This window comes from Aeromicrobium duanguangcaii, assembly GCF_024508295.1.
GTDB classification, from domain to species: Bacteria; Actinomycetota; Actinomycetes; order Propionibacteriales; family Nocardioidaceae; genus Aeromicrobium; species Aeromicrobium duanguangcaii.
The window spans coordinates 1,264,848-1,278,684 of record NZ_CP101990.1; the positions used below are offsets into that span (position 1 = coordinate 1,264,848).

Here is a 13,837-nt window from a genome sequence, read left to right on the forward strand (position 1 = left end):
TCACGCACGCCTTCAAATGGCGTCCGTCTGGTATAGTTGAATCGTCAACTACAAGGAGCATGACATGACCCGCCGCCCGGAGACCGTACCCACCCATCGGCTGTCCGACCTGACGAACCGGCTGGTGCCGAGTCCTCGGATGCCGGTGCTGTTCGTCGGTCACGGCAACCCGATGAACGCCCTGGCGGACAACACGTTCACCCGCGAGTGGCAGCGCGTCGGCGCCGGGCTGCCGGACGCCCAGGCGATCGTCGTGATCAGTGCCCACTGGCTCACGCCCGGCGGGACCCACATCACCGACGCGCCGCGCAACCCGGTGATCTACGACTTCGGCGGCTTCCCCGACGAGCTCTACCGCGTGCAGTACGAGTCGCATGGCGACGAGCAGGTGGCCCGGCTGCTGGCGCAGCACCTCGTCGAGTACGAGGCGCGCCTGGACAGCCAGTGGGGACTGGACCACGGCACCTGGAGCGTCCTGAAGTTCCTCGCCCCGGCGCCGAAGGTGCCTGTCCTGCAGATCAGCATCGACTACTCGATGCCCCTGCCGAAGCTGTACGAGCTGTTCTCGCGGCTGCGCGACCTGCGTCGACGCGGGGTCGTGTTCATCGGCAGCGGCAACATCGTGCACGCGCTGAACCGGGTGCGCTGGGGTGGCGGCCCCGCGTGGGACTGGGCGGTCGAGTTCGACACCCAAACCGCCGACGCGATCTCGACCGGCGACGTCACGCGCCTGCTCGACCCGTACCGCTCGTGGTCCGCCGCCCGCGTCGCGGTGCCCACGGACGACCACTACCGCCCGATGGTCGCCTCGCTCAGCCTGTTGGAGCCCGACGAGCAGGTCGGGTTCTTCAACACCGAGATCGACATGGGCTCGGTCGGCATGCGGTCGTTCATCACGGCTGCCTGATCCCGAGCCCCTCCAGCACCGCGGCCGTGAAGCCGTCGATCGTCAGGTCGTCGGGGCCGGCGGGCTTGGGGCCGAGGCGCACCGCGACGGTGTCGGCCGAGGGCACGACCGCGATCAGCTGGTTGCCCCAGCCGAGGGCCCAGAAGGCGTCCGGGGGAGCGGCCGGCGACAGCCGGCCCCGGTACGGCTCGCGGTCCTGCTCGAACCCGGCGGCGCGGCGCACCTCCTGCACCCGTCCCTCGGCGTTGGTCCACCACAGCAGCCCGTAGGCGGCGTTGAGGTCCGAGCTGGGGGTCGTCAGCTCGGACACGGCCGCCGCGGGCACCACCTGGCGTCCCGCGAAACGGCCCTGGTCGCGCATCATGACGGCCAGGCGGGCCAGGTCGGCGCAGGACGAGACGATGCCGGCGTAGGTCGTGACGCTGCCGGCACGGTCGCGTGACCACGACGTGTCGGTCAGGCCCAGTGGCGTGAACAGCCGTGCGTCGGCGTAGGTCTCGATGTCGCCGACGGCGGAGGTCAGGACGGCCGAGAGCACCTGACTGGCCAGGTTGTCGTACTGCCACGTGGCGCCCGGGGTGTTCTGCTGTCCCGTGGCGAGCGCTGCTGAGGTCTGGTCCGCGGCCCGGATCATGGCGCCGTCCAGCGCCTCGGTCCACGCCCGTCCCGACGTCATCGACATGAGGTGCCGGATCGTGACGTCCCCGGACTCCGCGGGCCACCGCGGCACGTGCCGGGACACCGGGTCGTCGAGGCTCAGCTCGTCCTCGGCGGCCGCGATCGCCAGCAGCACGCCGACGATCGACTTGGTGATCGAGTAGACCCGGCGCGTGGCGTCGCGCGATCCGGCCGGATGCTCGTGGACGACCTCGTCCCCGCGCATCACCAGGGTGCACGTCGAGCCGCTGGCGTCGACGAGCCGGTCGAGCGCGGTGAAGTCGGTCGGGGGAGGCGCCGTGGTCGCGGGGGACCGCGACGGGGTCGGCAGGCTGGCGTCGGACATGGCGGACCTTCCGGCGGGCGGGGAGGACGTGCAGGCGGCGAGCAACAGCCCGGCGAGCAGGACGCCGGCTGTCGCGCGTGCGCTCACATGCTCCCGGTGTCGAGGTACCGCTGGTGCCACGACAGGGCCTCGTCGAGCAGGTGCGGCGTGTGCCGGGCGTCGGGGCGCGCGGCGTAGGCCCGCTCGAAGTAGTCGCGCAGCCGCGGCCGGAAGTCCGGGTGGGCGCAGTTCGCGATGACCTGCTCGGCACGCTCGCGCGGCGAGAGGCCACGCAGGTCGGCCAGCCCGAACTCGGTGACGATGACGTGCACGTCGTGCTCGGTGTGGTCGACGTGGCTGACCATCGGCACGATCGTCGAGATCGCCCCGTTCTTCGCGGTCGACGGGGTCAGGAAGAAGTTCAGGTAGGCGTTGCGGGCGAAGTCGCCGCTGCCGCCGATGCCGTTCATCACCGAGCTGCCCATGATGTGGGTCGAGTTCACGTTGCCGTAGATGTCGGCCTCGATCAGGCCGTTCATGGCGATGATGCCCAGACGCCGGATGATCTCAGGATGGTTCGAGATCTCCTCGCTGCGCATCAGGATGCGGCCCTTGTACCCGTCGATGCCGCTGCGGAAGCGCTGCATGCCCTCGCGGGAGAGCCCGAACGAGGCGGTCGAGGCGGCGCGCAGCGTGCCGGAGTCCAGCAGCGTCAGCATGCTGTCCTGCAGGACCTCGGTGTAGGCCACGAGGCTCGTGAACTCACTGCCGTCGAGGCCCTGGAGGACCGCGTTGGCGACGTTGCCGACGCCGGACTGCAGCGGCAGCAGCTCCGGGGGCATGCGCCCGGCGCCGACCTCGCCGCGCAGGAAGTCCAGCGCGTGGCCGGCGATCGCTCGCGAGACGTGGTCCGGCGCGGAGAACGCGGCGCCCTCGTCCGGCGCGTCCGTCTCGACGACGGCGACGATCTTCGCGGGGTCGACCTTCAGGTAGGGCTCGCCGATGCGCTGCATGGGCTCGGTCAGCTCCAGCGGGCGGCGGTACGGGGGCAGGGCCGTGCCGCCGTAGATGTCGTGGAAGCCCTCGAACTCGCGCGGCTGCCAGTGGTTGACCTCGAGGATCACCTTGTCGGCCTGGTCCAGCCAGGTCTTGTTGTTGCCGACGGAGCTGCTCGGGACCAGGAGTCCGTCGGGCAGGATGGCCGTCACCTCGATGACGGCGACGTCGAGCGGGCCGTAGAAGCCGAACCACATCTGTTGGGCCGAGTGGCTCAGGTGGGCGTCGACGTAGTCGACCTCGCCGGCGTTGATCTGCCGGCGCAGGATCGGGTCGGAGTTGTACGGCAGCCGCGTCGAGATCGCGTGCGCGTCGGCCAGGACGCCGTCGGCCTGTGGAGCGGTGGAAGCACCGGTCCACAGGCCGATCCGGAAGTCCTCGCCTGCTTGGTGCGCCGCCCGGGCTCGCGCCGCGAGCGCCGAGGGAACGGCCTTGGGATAGCCGGCCCCGGTGAAGCCGCTCATCCCGACGTTGTCGCCGGGGCGGATGAACTGGACGGCTTCCTCGGCACTCATGATGCGCGAGGACGCCACAGGGCACGACACACGACTCATGTGTCGCAGTCTGTCAGTTCTGCGAGGCCTCCGGCACGTCGGGCGCGCCTGCGGCGGACTGCGCCTCCTGCTCGGCGATCTCACGACGGATCTGGTCCATGTCGAGCTTGCGGACCTGATCGATGATCTCGTCCAGCGCCTGGGCCGGCAGCGCGCCGGGCTGCGCGTACAGCAGGACGCCGTCGCGGAACGCCATCAGTGTCGGGATCGAGGTGATCTGCACCGCGGCGGACAGCTCCTGCTCGGCCTCGGTGTCGATCTTGGCGAAGGTGATGTCCGGGTGCCGCTCGCTGGCGGCCTCGTAGACGGGAGCGAACTGCATGCAGGGTCCGCACCAGCCGGCCCACCAGTCCACCAGGGTGATGCCGTCTCCGGTCACGGTGTCCTGGAAGGTGTCGGCAGTCAGGTTGATCGTGGTCATGATGGCCTTTCCTCGGGTACCTCATGGTCAACGTTCACCTCCACAGTGGCATTCCGGTGGTTGCGGCATGATCGATCCATGGACCGCAGATCCGTGATCGCCGGGGGAGCCGCACTGGGGGCCCTGTGGCTCGCCGGCTGCCGAGGCGGCGAGGAATCCCCCCGTCCGAGACCGTCCACGGACACGTCGTCCCCGCCGCCGTCGTCGTCGCCGCCCTCGAGTCCGGCGACGCCCGAGCCGATCGACCCCCGGCTGGACGGGACGGTGGCCACCGGCCTGAACGTGCCGTGGGCGATCGTCTTCCTCGCGGACGGCACCGCGCTGGTCACCCAGCGCGACGACGCGTCGATCGTGCGGGTCACGCCCGACGGCAGGGTCTCGCAGGTCGGCGACGTCCCCGGAGTGGCGCCCGGGGGAGAGGGAGGACTGCAGGGGCTGGCCCTGGCGCCGGGCGACGAGTCCGCGCTGTTCGCCTACCTCACCGGTCCCGACGACAACCGCGTCGTCCGGCTCGAGTTCGACGGCGAGCGCATCGGCCGGGCCGAGCCGATCCTGACCGGAATGGCCAAGGCGTTCAACCACCAGGGCGGTGCACTGACCTTCGACCGCCAGGGGCACCTCTTCGTGGCGGTCGGCGACGCGGCGCAGGCGCAGACGGCGCAGGATCGCGACTCGCTCAACGGCAAGATCCTGCGGATCGACCAGGAGGGACGCGCGGTGGAGGGCAACCCCTTCGGGAACCGCGTCTGGTCCCTGGGGCACCGCAACGTCGAGGGACTGGCCTGGGACGGCTCCGGCCGGCTGTGGGCCAGCGAGTTCGGCGACCAGCGCACCGACGAGCTCAACCGGATCGTCAAGGGCGGCAACTACGGCTGGCCGGAGGTCGAGGGCGACGGCGGCGACGACCGCTTCGTGCGCCCGGCCGCGACCTGGTCGACGAACGAGGCGTCACCGGCCGGGCTGGCCATCAGCGGCGAGCGGGCGTTCCTCGCGGCCCTGCGCGGCGAGCGGCTGTGGCAGGTCCCGCTGGACGGTGGGAAGGCCGGAAAGCCGCGCGCGTTCCTGACCGGCGAGCTGGGTCGGCTGCGCTCCGTGGCCGTCGCTCCGGACGGCTCGCTGTGGGTCGGAACCTCCAACACCGACGGCCGCGGAGACGTGCGCCGGGGCGACGACCGCATCGTCCGCGTCGCGATCTCAGCGTGAAAAATCTCTGGTCATTTCAACGGTTTGTGGTTATCGTCGACTGCGGGGGATGACTCGGCGCACCGACGTCATGGGGAATGCAGCGCCTCTGGGTATACGTGCCCACGTCACGCTCGGATCGTCTTCCACCGTCCCTCGCGTCCGCTTCGGAACGCGAGTGTGACAACGGCGGTTCGCCGCCCTGTGAGTCCGGCTCCCTCCCGGCACTGACAGCAAGAACCCCACCACCTCGCGGTGGTGGGGTTCTTGGCGTTCTGCGGTGCTGCGGGTCTCAGAGCGGCCGGATGTTGGCGGCCTGGAGGCCCTTCTGCCCCTGCTCGACGTCGAACTCGACCTTCTGGTCCTCGTTCAGCGAGCGGTAGCCGTTGGTCTGGATCGCGCTGTAGTGCGCGAAGACGTCCTCGCCGCCGTCATCGGGGGCGATGAATCCGAAGCCCTTGTCGGCGTTGAACCACTTGACGGTACCGGTGGCCATGGTCTTTCTCCTCTTCGATCCTTCTGGCGATGGTCGAACGCGCTCTTCACGCCCGACGGTCGCGACGCACATCCAACCGCGAGAGGAACCACGCCCCGGTAGGGAACTGCATCCTTTTGCTGTCCAACGTCGTGCAACTGCCAACACCCTACGACAACCGGACCGAGCCGGGGAGCCCCCAATTTTCGACGTGTCGGAGTGAATCTCCGGTGAATCCGGCGCGTCCACCGCGCGTCACAAGAGACTACGTCGGTATAGTCAGTAAGAACCACTCTCGTGAGAGGTGGGGCCACCGGTTCTCCGGGGGCCGGCGGGGGGCGTGCATCCGGGGGGACGGCGCGTCCCCCGCTCTCGTTTGCCCGTGGTCTCGGCGCGTCAGCCGAGGTCGTAGTCGATGGTCAGCGGCGCGTGGTCGGACCACCGCTCGCCCCAGCTCGCGGCGCGGTCCACGGTGGCGACCCGAGCCGCGGCGGCCAGCTCCGGCGTCGCGATCTGGTAGTCGATCCGCCAGCCGGTGTCGTTGTCGAACGCCTGGCCGCGCATGGACCACCACGTGTACGGGCCCTCGACCGGGCCGGCGAGGTGGCGGTGCACGTCGTACCAGCCGAGATCGCCGAAGAACTGGTCGAAATAGGCGCGCTCCTCGGGCAGGAACCCGGCCTTCTTGAGGTTGCCCTTCCAGTTGCGGATGTCCAGCTCGGTGTGGCCGACGTTCAGGTCGCCGGTGATCAGGGCGTGCCCGTCCATGCCGCCCAGCTCGGCCATGCGCTTGGTCATCTGGTCCAGGAACCGGTACTTCTCCTCCTGGCGCGGGGTGCCGGCCTCGCCGGAGTGGACGTACACGCTGACCACCGTGAGCACCGAGCCGTCGGGCAGGGTCAGGTCGGACTCGATCCAGCGACCCGAGTCGTCGAAGAACGCGTCACCGTTGCCGACGCGATGGCTGGTGGGCTCGAGCCGGCTGAGCACGGCCACGCCCGAGCGGCCCTTGGCAACGGCCTCGGTGTGCACGACGTGGTAGCCGGTGCCCTCGAGGATCTCGTGCACGATCGCGTCGGGCGCCCGGACCTCCTGCAGCGTGATGATGTCGGCGTCGCGGCTCTCGAGCCACTCCTTCATCCCCTTGCGCCACGCGGCGCGGATGCCATTGACGTTGACGGTCGCGATCCTGAGCACCTGATCGAGGATAGTCGGCGGCGCCGACGCTCCCGGCCCCCGGTGAGGTCAGCGCGAGAAGGGCGGGCGCTCGTCCAGACGGATCGACTGGCGACCGGCCCAGCGCCAGGCGCGGGCGGTGAGATCGCGGTCCTCGTCGGTGACGAGATTGCCCATGACGCGCAGGGCGATGGTCATCAGCTTGTGCGAGCGCATCCCGACCGGACCCGCCGTCGGCAGCAGGTGCGGCACGGTGATCAGGCCGGCCAGACGCCGCGCGATGGAGAACGCCGGGCCGTAGTGAGCCGTCAGCATGGCGGGCCAAGCCTCGGCGGGGGAGTCGCCGGTGGCCAGCAGCTCGGCGCCGATGCGGCCGGTCTCCAGGCCGTAGTCGATGCCCTCGCCGTTCAGCGGGTTGACACAGCCGGCGGCGTCGCCGATGACGATCCAGTTCGGGCCCGAGACGCCGGACACGGCGCCGCCCATGGGCAGCAGGGCCGAGGTCGGCATCCGCAGGTCGGCGCCGAGGTCCCAGTCCTCGCGCCGCAGCGTGGCGTAGTACTCCATGAGCGGACGGATCTGGATCTTGGCGGGCCGCTTCGCCGTGGCGAGCGCGCCGACGCCGAGGTTCACCTGCCCGTCGCCGAGGGGGAAGATCCAGCCGTAGCCCGGCAGCAGCTCGCCGTCCTCACCGCGCAGCTCCAGGTGCGAGGAGATCCACGGATCGTCGCTCCGGCCGGACTTGACGTAGCTGCGGCCGGCCACGCCGTAGGCGGTGTCGCGGTGCCATTCGCGGCCGAGCACCCGGCCCAGCGGCGAGCGCACGCCGTCGGCCACCACGAGGCGGCGGCAGCCGATCGTGTGACGGCCCTCGGCGGTCTCGACGACGACGCCGGTGACCGCGCCGCGAGCGTCGCGCTCGACGTCGACGGCCTTCGCGCCGTCGACACCGATGGCCCCGGCGGCCAGGGCGCGATCGCGGATGCGGGCGTCCAGCTCGGTGCGGGGGACCGCGGAGCCGTGGTCGGGCAGCGAGCCGCCGGGCCACGGCAGCAGCAGCTCCTGGCCGAAGCCCGCCGCGCGCAGGCCGCGGTTCATCGTGTGTCCGCGGACCCAGTCACCGAGGTCGAGCCGGTCGAGCTCGGCGATGGCGCGCGGCGTGAGGCCGTCGCCGCAGGTCTTGTCACGGGGGAAGGTGGCCGCGTCCACCAGCACGGTGTCCATGCCGAGGTGGGCGGTCCAGGCGGCGGCGGACGAGCCGGCGGGCCCCGCGCCGACGACGAGGACGTCGGTGGTGGACGGCAGGATCATGAGTCGATTCTCGCACCGGGGGCACAACGCCCGGGACACGGGAGGTGGGAAGATGACCGGCATGTCCACCGCGCCGACACCGAACCACGATGCCGTCCGCTTCGCTGCCCGCGGGTCCAGTCATTTCGACCTGCTGCTGGCGATGTTCTGCGTCGTGATCGTCATCTCGAACGTCGTGGCCACCAAGGCCGTCGAGGTCGGCTCGGGACAGGTCCTGCTCGGTCCCGTCCAGCTGTGGCCGCTCGTGCTCGACGGGGGAGTCGTGCTCTTCCCGCTGGCGTACGTGCTCGGCGACGTGATCGCCGAGGTCTACGGCCTGCGTGCCGCCCGGCGGGCGATCCTGGCCGGGTTCGCCGCGGCCGTGCTGGCCGCCGGGACGTTCTTCGTCGTCGAGCTGCTGCCCGCGGCGTCCTGGTACGAGAACGAGGCCGCCTACTCGGCGGTGCTGGGCCCCGTCTCGCAGATCGTGCTGGCCAGCGTGGCCGGCTATCTCGCGGGCCAGTTCCTCAACTCGTGGGTCCTGGTGCGGATGAAGCAGCGGTCGGCCGAGCGCCGGCTGGTGGCGCGTCTGGTCGGCTCGACCGGCGTGGGCGAGGTGGCCGACACGCTGATCTTCTGCGCGATCGCTGCCTCCGCCATCGGCGTCACCACGTTCGGCGCGTTCCTGAACTACTTCGTGATGGGCGTGGTGCTCAAGGTCGGCGTCGAGCTGGCGCTCATGCCGCTGACCGTGCGCGTCATCGGGTGGCTCAAGCGGCGCGAGCCCGGCTACTACGCCGGCTGAGGCCGCTCAGGCCGACTTCGACAGGTACCGGCCGAGCCACTCCTGCTTGAGTGCGGCGAAGTCCCCGGCCTCGATCGCGTCGCGCATGCTGTCGACCAATCGGATGAAGAAGCGCTCGTTGTGGATCGAGCACAGCGTCGCCGCGTTGTACTCGTTCGCCTTGAACAGATGGTGCAGGTACGCCTTCGTGTAGTGGGCGCACGTGTAGCAGTCGCAACCCTCCTCGATGGGGCCGAAGTCGCGGCGCGAGGCGGCCACCATGAGGTTGTGACGGCCGTCGGCGGTGTAGATCCGCGACGAGCGCGCGACCCGCGTGGGGGTGACGCAGTCGAAGGTGTCGCAGCCGGCCTCGACGCCGGCGAAGAGGTCCTCGGGCTCGCCGATGCCCAGCAGGTGCCGGGGCCGGTCGTCGGGCAGCTCGTCGGTGACCCAGCGGACGATGGTTCCCAGGTTCTCCTTCTCGATCGCCCCGCCGACGCCGTAGCCGTCGAAGTCGAGGCCGGCCAGGCCCCGGGCCGCCTGACGGCGCAGGTCCTCGTGCTGGGCGCCCTGGACGACGCCGTAGAGCGCCTGACGCGGCTTGTCGGCGCGCTCGGCGGACAGCCGCTGGTGCTCGGCGAGGCATCGCTCGGCCCAGGCCTGGGTCCGCTTGAGCGAGTCCTCCTGGTACTCACGGCTGTTCATCAGGGTGGTCAGCTCGTCGAAGGCGAAGATGATGTCCGCACCGAGCTGGTGCTGGATCTGCATCGACACCTCGGGCGTGAACCGGTGCTTGGAGCCGTCGAGGTGGCTCTTGAAGGTCACCCCGTCGTCGTCGACGTGCGCGAGCCGGTCCTTGCCCGGGGCGATGACGTCGTCGGCCTCGGTGCCCACGGCGTCCATCGCGAGGGTCTTCTTGAAGCCGGCGCCCAGGCTCAGCACCTGGAAGCCGCCCGAGTCGGTGAAGGTCGGCCCGCGCCAGTTCATGAAGGCGCCGAGGCCGCCGGCCTCCTCGACGATGTCGGCGCCGGGCTGCAGGTAGAGGTGGTAGGCGTTCGACAGCACCGCCTGACCGCCCAGCTGGACGATCGACTCGGGCAGGACCGCCTTGACGGTGGCCTTGGTGCCGACGGGGATGAACGCCGGGGTGCGGATCTCCCCGTGGGGGGTGGTGATGGTGCCCGATCTTCCGGGGGCGTCCGGCAGGGTGCTTCCGACGGTGAACACGGCCCCATCCAAACAGACGGGGCCGTGCTCCCGATCAGGCGCCGGGGCGGTCGACCAGTGCGACGCGCGTGTTGTCGCGGTCGTTGGCGCCCATCGCCGCGGCGAGGCGGTGATGGACCGCACCCTCGCTGTGCCGGCTCTGCCGGTCGAGGGCCAGTCCGAGCGCGGTGTGCGCCCAGGCGCTGGTCGGCTCCAGCGAGGTCAGCGTGCGGAACGCGTCCTCCGCGGGGCCGAGGTGAGCGGCCGCGAAGTGCGCGCGCCCCAGCAGCTCCCACACCGCGGCGTTGCGCGGCTCGAGCTCGGCCAGGGGCTGCAGGACCCGCACGGCCTCACGCGGGAAGCGCGAGTCGAGCAGGTCTTCGGCGTAACGGAAGGCGTCCAGCGGCTCCATCGCCGCGATCGACTCCGCGGTCAGCGTCGGCTTCATCCAGATGGTCATCGCAGTTCCTTTCGTCACCGCTCTCAACCGCGCGACCGGTGCGAATGTTCCCGCGTCACTCCGGGACGGCCTGGGGTGCCTGCTGGCCGGCCGGCGGGGGAGTCTGCTCGAGCTCCGGCTCCGGCACGGAGTCGTTCGGCGCCTCGGTAGTGGGGGCAGGCTGCGTCGGCTCCGGGCGGGCCGGGGCGGACGGCGTGTTCGTCGGGCCGTCGTCGGGCTCGCCGGTCGGCTCCGTGGAGTCGGCGGGCCCGTTGGTCCTGCCTTCGGTCGGCGACTTCGGCGTGCTGCTCTGGTCCTTCCAGGGCCGGCCGATCGTGGGGTTGTCGGCCTTGCCGAACGAGTCGCCCGTGACCAGTTCGTAGCCGCCGATCGCCAGCAGCGAGACGGCCAGCGCCAGCCCGCTCCACGTCAACACGCGCTTCCACGGGAAGGCGCGCTCGGCCTCGTCGACGGACACGACGGTCTGCTCCCGCGTCACCGCGACGTCGACGTCCTCGCCGCCCTCGCCCGACGGGCGGGCGCGCGCGACCACCGAGCCGCTCTCGGTGATGAGCGTGGTGCCGCGATCGAGCCCGCGCGCGTAGAGGGCGCTGGCGATCGATGCGACGAGGCTGCCGAGCGCCGCGCCGATGATCGTGCCGGCCACTCCGAGGAACGAGGCGACCCACGCCGACGTCATCGCCGCGAGCGCACCGGCCACCAGTTGGAGCCAGGACAAACCGCCGAGGAAGCCTTTGGGAGACATGATTTCGAGGGTAACGAAGGCCCGGTGAGCCCCCGGCGATCCGCCGAGGGCCGGGCGGCCGGGTCAGGCCAGGGCCTGCCCCAGATCGGCCAGCAGGTCCTCGATGTCCTCGATGCCGACGGACAACCGGACCAGGTCCTCGGGCACCTCGAGCTGCGATCCGGCGGTGGACGCGTGCGTCATGGCGCCGGGGTGCTCGATGAGCGACTCGATGCCGCCGAGGCTTTCGGCCAGGGTGAAGACCTTCGTGCGCGCGCACAGGTCGAGCGCCGCCTGGCGTCCGCCGGCGAGGCGCAGCGAGATCATGCCGCCGAAGCGGCGCATCTGCTTCGCGGCGACGTCGTGGCCGGGGTGGTCGGCCAGGCCGGGGTAGCGGACCTCGCTGACGGCGGGGTGCGCCGTCAGCATCTCGACGACGGCCTCGGCGTTGTCGCAGTGTCGCTCCATGCGCACGGCGAGCGTCTTGATGCCGCGCATGACCAGGTAGGCGTCGAACGGCCCGGGCACGCCGCCGGCGCCGTTCTGCAGGAACGCGAACGCGGCGTCGAGGTCGGCGTCGTTCGTGACGAGCGCGCCGCCGACGACGTCGCTGTGGCCGCCGAGGTACTTCGTCGAGGAGTGCAGGACGATGTCCGCGCCCAGCGCGAGCGGCTGCTGCAGGTACGGCGACGCGAAGGTGCTGTCGACCAGCAGCTTCGCGCCGGCCGCGTGCGCGACCTCGGCGGCAGCGGCGATGTCCGCGATGTTCAGCAGCGGGTTGGTGGGCGTCTCGAGCCACACCAGCTTGGTGCGGTCGGTGATCGCCGCGGCGATGGCCTCGGGATCGTTGACCGCCACCGGGGTGTGATCGATGCCCCACTGCGAGAAGACCTTGTCGATCAGCCGGAACGTGCCGCCGTAGGCGTCATCGGGGATGACCAGGTGGTCACCGGGACGCAGGATCGCGCGCAGCGCCGTGTCCGTCGCGGCCATGCCCGACGAGAACGCCCGGCCGTACGTGCCGCCGTCGAGCGCGGCGAGGTTGGCCTCGAGCGCCCGGCGGGTGGGGTTGCCCGTGCGGGCGTACTCGAACCCCTCGCGCATGCCACCGACGCCGTCCTGGGCGAAGGTCGAGCTGGCGTAGATCGGGATGTTCACCGCGCCGGTGCGCGGGTCGGGCTCCTGGCCGGCGTGGATCGCCCGCGTGGAGAAGCCCTGCTGCGGCTCGTCGCTCATACGTGCACTCCCAGCAGGTCGTGTCGGGTCAGGACGCCGAGCGGCTTGCCCTCGTCGACGACCATCAGCGCGTCGTTGCCCTTGAACATGTCCAGGGCGGCGGCGAGGTCCTCGCCGGAGCCGATGATCGGCAGCGGGGGCTCCATGTGCTCGGCGACGGCGTCGGTCAGCTGCGCGCGTCCCTCGAAGACGGCGCTGACGAGCTCGCGCTCGCTGACGCTGCCCGCGACCTCGCCGATGACGACCGGCGGCTCGGGGCCGACGACCGGCATCTGCGAGACGTTGTACTCGCGCAGGATCTCGATCGCGTCGCGCACCGTCTCGGACGGGTGCGTGTGGACCAGCGCGGGCATCTCGCCGCTCTTGCGGCGCAGGATGTCCAGGACGCGCAGGTCCGTCGCGTCGCCCGACAGCGGCGTACGCAGGAAGCCGTACGAGGCCATCCAGTCGTCGTTGAAGATCTTCGACAGGTAGCCGCGGCCACCGTCGGGCAGCAGCACCACGATGAGGTCGTCCGGACCGGCCTTCTCGGCCACGCGCGCGGCGGCGACGACGGCCATGCCGCACGAGCCGCCGACGAGCAGGCCCTCCTCACGCGCCAGGCGACGCGTCATGTCGAACGAGTCGGCGTCCGAGACCGCGATGATCTCGTCGACGACGCTCGGGTCGTAGGCGCTGGGCCAGAAGTCCTCACCGACGCCCTCGACCAGGTACGGGCGGCCGGTGCCGCCGGAGTAGACCGAGCCCTCGGGATCGGCGCCGATGATCTTGATGTCGGGGTTCTGCTCCTTGAGGAAGCGGCCGACGCCGGTGATCGTGCCGCCGGTGCCGACACCGGCCACGAAGTGCGTGATCCTGCCCTCGGTGGCCTTCCAGATCTCGGGGCCCGAGGTCTCGTAGTGGCTGGCAGGGCCGGCCGGGTTCGAGTACTGGTCGGGCTTCCAGGCGCCCTCGATCTCGCGGACGAGGCGGTCGGAGACGTTGTAGTACGAGTCCGGGTGCTCCGGCGGGACGGCCGTGGGGCACACGACCACGCGGGCGCCGTAGGCCTTGAGCGTGTTGCGCTTGTCCTCGCTGACCTTGTCGGGGCAGACGAAGACGCAGGAGTATCCGCGCTGCTGCGCGACGAGCGCCAGGCCGACGCCGGTGTTGCCGGAGGTCGGCTCGACGATGGTGCCGCCGGGCTTGAGAGCGCCGGACGCCTCGGCCTCGTCGACCATCTTGACCGCGATGCGGTCCTTGGAGCTGCCTCCGGGGTTCAGGTACTCGAGCTTGGCGGCGACCGTCGCGCCACCCTCGGGTACGACGGAGTTCAGCCGGACTAGGGGAGTGTCGCCGATGAGGTCGACCACGTGGTTCGCGATGGTCATGACTCCATCATGTC

General features: G+C 70.9%; 14 protein-coding genes. 3 read left to right on the top strand and 11 right to left on the bottom strand.

The genetic code is table 11. The features are described 5' to 3' along the window. Positions 1–64 precede the first annotated feature (64 nt). Positions 65–907, top strand: a complete 843-nt coding sequence (locus NP095_RS06370) for a dioxygenase family protein (RefSeq protein WP_232416809.1) — start codon at positions 65–67, stop codon at positions 905–907. On the opposite strand, the gene NP095_RS06375 is transcribed toward NP095_RS06370, so the two are convergent. The 3 genes from NP095_RS06375 to NP095_RS06385 all read right to left on the bottom strand — a co-directional run bounded on the left by NP095_RS06375 (position 894) and on the right by NP095_RS06385 (position 3,920). Continuing rightward, entirely contained in the window at positions 894–1,910 is a 1,017-nt protein-coding gene (locus NP095_RS06375) for a serine hydrolase domain-containing protein (protein WP_232416808.1), read from the bottom strand. The two genes, NP095_RS06370 and NP095_RS06375, sit on opposite strands and share 14 nt — an antisense overlap. Before the next feature lie 83 nt (positions 1,911–1,993). After that, positions 1,994–3,499, bottom strand: a complete 1,506-nt coding sequence (locus tag NP095_RS06380) for an acetyl-CoA hydrolase/transferase family protein (RefSeq protein WP_232416807.1) — start codon at positions 3,497–3,499, stop codon at positions 1,994–1,996. Positions 3,500–3,512: 13 nt separating this feature from the next. After that, positions 3,513–3,920: a thioredoxin family protein gene (locus NP095_RS06385; protein ID WP_232416806.1), complete on the bottom strand. Its 408-nt coding sequence runs from the start codon at positions 3,918–3,920 to the stop codon at positions 3,513–3,515. A gap of 78 nt (positions 3,921–3,998) precedes the next feature. On the opposite strand from NP095_RS06385, the gene NP095_RS06390 reads away from it, so the two are divergent. After that, entirely contained in the window at positions 3,999–5,123 is a 1,125-nt protein-coding gene (locus NP095_RS06390) for a PQQ-dependent sugar dehydrogenase (protein WP_232416805.1), read from the top strand. A 271-nt stretch (positions 5,124–5,394) separates the two neighbouring features. Here the strand turns inward: NP095_RS06390 and cspE are convergent, their stop codons facing one another. The 3 genes from cspE to NP095_RS06405 form a co-directional block, all read right to left on the bottom strand. Next, positions 5,395–5,598, bottom strand: coding sequence for a transcription antiterminator/RNA stability regulator CspE (gene cspE / locus NP095_RS06395; protein WP_154595213.1), 204 nt, complete (start codon positions 5,596–5,598; stop codon positions 5,395–5,397). 375 nt (positions 5,599–5,973) lie between these two features. After that, positions 5,974–6,774, bottom strand: coding sequence for an exodeoxyribonuclease III (locus NP095_RS06400; protein WP_232416804.1), 801 nt, complete (start codon positions 6,772–6,774; stop codon positions 5,974–5,976). Positions 6,775–6,822: 48 nt separating this feature from the next. Further along, positions 6,823–8,064 (bottom strand): geranylgeranyl reductase family protein, encoded by a 1,242-nt coding sequence (locus tag NP095_RS06405; protein WP_232416803.1) that lies wholly within the window; start codon positions 8,062–8,064, stop codon positions 6,823–6,825. A 52-nt stretch (positions 8,065–8,116) separates the two neighbouring features. On the opposite strand from NP095_RS06405, the gene NP095_RS06410 reads away from it, so the two are divergent. After that, positions 8,117–8,848, top strand: coding sequence for a queuosine precursor transporter (locus tag NP095_RS06410; RefSeq protein ID WP_249377916.1), 732 nt, complete (start codon positions 8,117–8,119; stop codon positions 8,846–8,848). Between the two features lie 6 nt (positions 8,849–8,854). Here the strand turns inward: NP095_RS06410 and tgt are convergent, their stop codons facing one another. The 5 genes from tgt to NP095_RS06435 all read right to left on the bottom strand — a co-directional run bounded on the left by tgt (position 8,855) and on the right by NP095_RS06435 (position 13,823). Continuing rightward, entirely contained in the window at positions 8,855–10,054 is a 1,200-nt protein-coding gene (gene tgt, locus NP095_RS06415; protein WP_232416801.1) for a tRNA guanosine(34) transglycosylase Tgt, read from the bottom strand. A gap of 34 nt (positions 10,055–10,088) precedes the next feature. Continuing rightward, a complete protein-coding gene (locus NP095_RS06420; RefSeq protein ID WP_232416800.1) occupies positions 10,089–10,493 on the bottom strand; it encodes a tetratricopeptide repeat protein in 405 nt (134 codons plus the stop codon). Between the two features lie 55 nt (positions 10,494–10,548). Further along, positions 10,549–11,238 (bottom strand): DUF92 domain-containing protein, encoded by a 690-nt coding sequence (locus NP095_RS06425; protein ID WP_232416799.1) that lies wholly within the window; start codon positions 11,236–11,238, stop codon positions 10,549–10,551. A 63-nt stretch (positions 11,239–11,301) separates the two neighbouring features. Next, positions 11,302–12,453, bottom strand: coding sequence for a cystathionine gamma-synthase (locus NP095_RS06430; protein ID WP_232416798.1), 1,152 nt, complete (start codon positions 12,451–12,453; stop codon positions 11,302–11,304). Next, positions 12,450–13,823, bottom strand: a complete 1,374-nt coding sequence (locus tag NP095_RS06435; protein ID WP_232416797.1) for a cystathionine beta-synthase — start codon at positions 13,821–13,823, stop codon at positions 12,450–12,452. Before NP095_RS06435 ends, NP095_RS06430 begins: the two co-directional genes overlap by 4 nt. Between the last annotated feature and the right edge of the window lie 14 nt (positions 13,824–13,837).